This window comes from Bacillus sp. JJ722, from assembly GCF_036963345.1.
Classification (GTDB): Bacteria; Bacillota; Bacilli; order Bacillales; family DSM-1321; genus Bacillus_AD.
The window spans coordinates 7,442-11,588 of the sequence record NZ_JBALMO010000177.1 but is presented as its reverse complement, the minus strand read 5'-3'; the positions used below and the strand labels follow the sequence as shown (position 1 = coordinate 11,588).

Here is a 4,147-nt window from a genome sequence, read left to right as displayed (position 1 = left end):
TTTCTTACTGTCTAGCTCCAGCGCCCAGCTCCTAGTGGACTTCACCAATCTCCCTACGATAAGTCAACATCGAATCGCTTACCTGCTCTTCGTGTTTCCTATATCTCAGTCGGAATGTTCCAGTCCATACGGAACTAACCGGGCGCTTCCGCTTTTCTTTTATCCTAGCATGTGATGAAAATTCGGAATAGTTTTTTGCATTTCTTTAATCTTTTGTTATAATAACATCGACAAGTTCATAGTGAATTATCATGTGGAGGGGCTGGTGTTGCCAGCTGAGATAGCATCCGATAGATGCTGACTCTTTGAACCTGATCTGGCTCATACCAGCGGAGGGAACATATTATTTACGCTAAATTCCGTTTATTGTATGCTGACGTCCGAAAATTCTTTTTCGGGCGTTTTTTATTGTGATACAGGAAAGTATATAATGTGTCAGATGCAGGCGATTCCGCTTTTCAAACTATGAATAAATACATAAAGGGAGGAAAGAAAGCTTGTGAAGAAGGTACTTGTTTTTTTATTGACAGCTGTTTTATTAGTGGGATGTAGTAATAATAGTAGTAACGAAGGTGACAAGGGTAAGAAAGAAGAATTGAAGAAAGTATCGGTTGTTTTAGATTGGACGCCGAATACAAATCATACAGGTCTATATGTAGCAAAGGAAAAAGGTTACTTTAAAGAGCAGGGATTAGATGTGGAGATTATTATGCCAGGTGAAGCAGGAGCGGATCAGCTTGTAGCTTCAGGAAAAGCAGAATTTGGTATTGGATATCAAGAAGGATTGACACAAGCTCGTGCGCAAGGTGTGCCAATTGTTTCACTTGCGGCTATTATTCAGCATAATACATCTGGATTTGCTGCGCCGGTAAGTAAGAATATTAAATCTCCTAAAGATTTCGAAGGAAAAAAATACGGTGGCTATGGTTCGCCTGTAGAAGAAGCGATCATGAAAGCAATTATGGAGAAAGAAAACGCTGACGTTAAGAAAGTAGATATTCTTAATTTGGGAGATACTGATTACTTTACGGCTGTGAAAAGAGATATTGATTTTGCATGGATATATTATGCTTGGACAGGGATTGAAGCGGAGCTAAGAGGGGAAAAGCTAGATATGCTTTATGTGAAAGATTACTCTGATAAGCTAGACTACTATACACCAATCTTAACGACAAGCGAAAAAATGATAGCGAAAGACCCAGACACAGTGGAAGCATTTGTTCATGCTGTTTCTAAAGGCTACGAATTTGCGATTGATAATCCAAGTGAAGCAGCGGATATTCTTATTAAAGAAGTGCCAGATTTAGATCCAGAACTTGTGAAGAAGAGTCAAGAATGGTTATCGCCAAGATATAAAGATGATGCGAAGCGTTGGGGCGAGCAGAAGTTGGAAGTTTGGAAGAACTATAGTGATTGGATGACAGAGAATAAATTACTAGAGGGCGAGTTTGTTCCGGAAGATGCATTTACAAACGATTATTTACCAGAATAGGGGGAAGTAAGATGGCTAATTCATTAATCAGTATTCAAATCATTCCTAAAGGAGAGAATGTTATTCCTTTAGTAGATGAAGCAATTAAAATCATTGACGAATCAGGTGTGAAATATGAAGTACACCCATTAGAAACAACAATGGAAGGGGAATTGTCTCACTTATTTACTATTATAGAAAAAATGAATCATAGAATGATTGAGCTTGGTTCACCAAACGTTATTTCTCAAGTGAAAATTTTGTTCCAACCAGATGGTATTACAATGGATACGTTAACGGAGAAATATAAGTAATGAGTAAGCAATCTATATGGAAGAAGGGTGCACCCTTCTTTCTTTTATTATTTTTACTAATCATTTGGGAAATGATAACGGTTGTGCTGAAGGTAGAACCATGGCTATTACCTTCACCATCAGCGATTCTTAAAGAAGGAATCGCTGATTTTGACCGTGTCTTTGAACAGCTCGGAGCAACAGTTCAATTAGCAGTTATAGGTCTAATAATTGGTAGTTTAATTGGGATCATACTAGCAGCTGTTTTACATGTTTTCCCTAAAGTGAAAGATGCCGTATACCCACTGTTGATTCTTTCTCAAAATGTACCAATTATCGTACTAGCACCGCTGCTTGTCATTTGGTTTGGATTTGGAATCTTACCAAAGATTATTGTTATTGCATTAGTTTGTTTCTTCCCTGTTGCGGTTGCAGCATTGGATGGGTTACGGCAAACACCTTTTGAATTAAAGCATTACTTTCATATGATGGGCGCAAGTAAGAAGGAATTGTTTTGGAAGCTAGAGTTACCACATGCTTTACCTTTTTTATTTTCAGGTTTGAAGATTTCGGCTACATATAGTGTTATGGGGGCAGTGATATCTGAATGGTTAGGTGCGAAAGAAGGAATAGGTGTGTATATGACATTAGCTTCTTCATCATTTCGTACCGACCGAGTATTTGTTGCTATCTTTATTATTATGGTGTTAAGCTTACTTTTCTTTAGCTGTATTACACTTCTTGAAAGATACTTTGTGTCGTGGAAAAGAAAGGAGAATAATAACTATGATACTCGAAATGAATGATGTTTCCTTTTCTTTTACAAACGAGCAATCCATTATTGAACATTTACAATTAACTGTACAAGAAGGTGAGTTTGTAAGCATCTTAGGACCTTCCGGAAGTGGTAAAAGCACAATCTTTCATTTGATTGGCGGATTATATCAACCAAATAAAGGAGAAATTCTTTTACAAGGAAAGAAAATCAATGGCTTTAAGGGGCATATTAGCTATATGCCACAACAACCGGCTTTGCTGCCATGGCGCACGGTTCTTGAAAATGTAGTACTAGGTGCAGAGTTGTCTGGCAATGTTGATATAGAAAAGGCGAAAGAACAAATTAAAAGAGTTGGTTTAGAAGAATATGAGAATGCACTACCGCATGAGCTATCTGGCGGTATGAAACAAAGAGTGGCTTTTTTACGTTGTATTTCCAGCCCACAATCATTAATGTGCTTAGATGAGCCATTCTCAGCTTTGGATGAATTAACAAGACTATCCATGCAAAAGTGGTTATTGAAAGTATGGGAAGAAGATCGACGCTCCGTGTTATTTATTACCCATAGTATTGAGGAAGCATTGCTTTTATCTGATAAGGTTTACGTATTATCTTCAAAGCCGGCCGCTGTAATTAAAGAGATTCGTGTTCCATTTACTCGTCCTCGAAACGAAGACTTATTGGTTAGTGACGAGTTACTTCAACTAAAGAAGGAACTTTATCATCTATTGAAGGAGAGCTAAACAATGGAGATAATCGATAGTCATATTCATCTTGATACGTATGGTGAAGATGAAAAGAAATGTATTTTAGCTAATCCAGATTTTTCATATCTTATTTCTGTTTCGATGCATTTACAATCATCAATGAATAACTTGCAGCTAGCTCAAAAAGATTCTCGAGTAAAAGTGGCTTTTGGTTTTCATCCCGAACAGGAAATTCCGACGGAACATGAACTAAAGGAGCTGTTAAATTGGATGGGAGAACAACGGAAAGAAATGGTGGCAGTTGGAGAAGTTGGTCTACCATATTATTTACGTCAAGAGAATGTAAAGCTAGATTTATCAGCATACATTGCATTACTAGAACGTTTTATCATATTTGCAAAGGAACAAAACAAACCTATTATTCTTCATGCAGTATATGAGGATGCGCCGATCGTTTGTGATTTACTTGAGAAGCATGGTGTGAAAAAAGCTCATTTTCATTGGTTTAAAGGTAGTGAAGAAACGATAAAACGGATGATTGAGAATGGATACTGTATATCTATTACACCAGATGTTTGCTATGAAGAAGAGATTCAACAACTTGTTCATATCTATCCATTAGAGTTAATGATGGTAGAAACAGATGGACCGTGGCCATTTGAAGGGGACTTTGAAGGAATGATGACTTCACCTCAAATGATTCATGAATCAATTAAGCAAATTGCTCATATTAAGCAAATTGATGTGCAACGGGTGTATGAAGTGCTTTATGAAAATACGATGACGTTTTATGAGTTAGGGATGAAATAAATGATAAAGAAGCGCACAGAAAGGCTGTGCGCTTTTTTAAAAGAGAAGAAAGTATGTAATTTTAATTTTGCACGGTGTCTAGCTCCAG

5 protein-coding genes and 1 riboswitch are annotated in these 4,147 nt (G+C 37.2%); all 5 genes read left to right on the top strand.

Annotated features, from left to right (window positions below; translation table 11 throughout):
- Window positions 1-245 precede the first annotated feature (245 nt).
- Window positions 246-355: riboswitch (TPP riboswitch) on the top strand.
- A gap of 144 nt (window positions 356-499) precedes the next feature.
- Genes V7014_RS19615 through V7014_RS19595 form a run of 5 tightly spaced genes read left to right on the top strand, consistent with a single transcriptional unit; the run spans window position 500 to window position 4,059 of the window.
- Entirely contained in the window at window positions 500-1,492 is a 993-nt protein-coding gene (locus V7014_RS19615) for an ABC transporter substrate-binding protein (protein WP_335509482.1), read from the top strand.
- 11 nt (window positions 1,493-1,503) lie between these two features.
- On the top strand, window positions 1,504-1,785 hold the full coding sequence (locus tag V7014_RS19610) for a thiamine-binding protein (RefSeq protein WP_335509481.1): 282 nt from the start codon (window positions 1,504-1,506) through the stop codon (window positions 1,783-1,785).
- Window positions 1,785-2,570, top strand: a complete 786-nt coding sequence (locus tag V7014_RS19605; protein WP_335509480.1) for an ABC transporter permease — start codon at window positions 1,785-1,787, stop codon at window positions 2,568-2,570. The genes V7014_RS19610 and V7014_RS19605 overlap by 1 nt, the downstream gene beginning before the upstream one ends.
- Window positions 2,551-3,285, top strand: a complete 735-nt coding sequence (locus V7014_RS19600) for an ABC transporter ATP-binding protein (protein WP_335509479.1) — start codon at window positions 2,551-2,553, stop codon at window positions 3,283-3,285. Before V7014_RS19605 ends, V7014_RS19600 begins: the two co-directional genes overlap by 20 nt.
- A 3-nt stretch (window positions 3,286-3,288) precedes the next feature.
- Complete coding sequence (locus V7014_RS19595; RefSeq protein WP_335509478.1) at window positions 3,289-4,059, top strand: TatD family hydrolase; 771 nt, start codon at window positions 3,289-3,291, stop codon at window positions 4,057-4,059.
- The last annotated feature ends 88 nt before the right edge of the window (window positions 4,060-4,147 follow it).

Coding starts and splice junctions, on each gene's coding strand:
- V7014_RS19610 (WP_335509481.1), top strand. CDS start 1,504: ATGGCTAATTCATTAATCAGTATTCAAATCATTCCTAAAGGAGAGAAT.
- V7014_RS19605 (WP_335509480.1), top strand. CDS start 1,785: ATGAGTAAGCAATCTATATGGAAGAAGGGTGCACCCTTCTTTCTTTTA.
- V7014_RS19600 (WP_335509479.1), top strand. CDS start 2,551: ATGATACTCGAAATGAATGATGTTTCCTTTTCTTTTACAAACGAGCAA.
- V7014_RS19595 (WP_335509478.1), top strand. CDS start 3,289: ATGGAGATAATCGATAGTCATATTCATCTTGATACGTATGGTGAAGAT.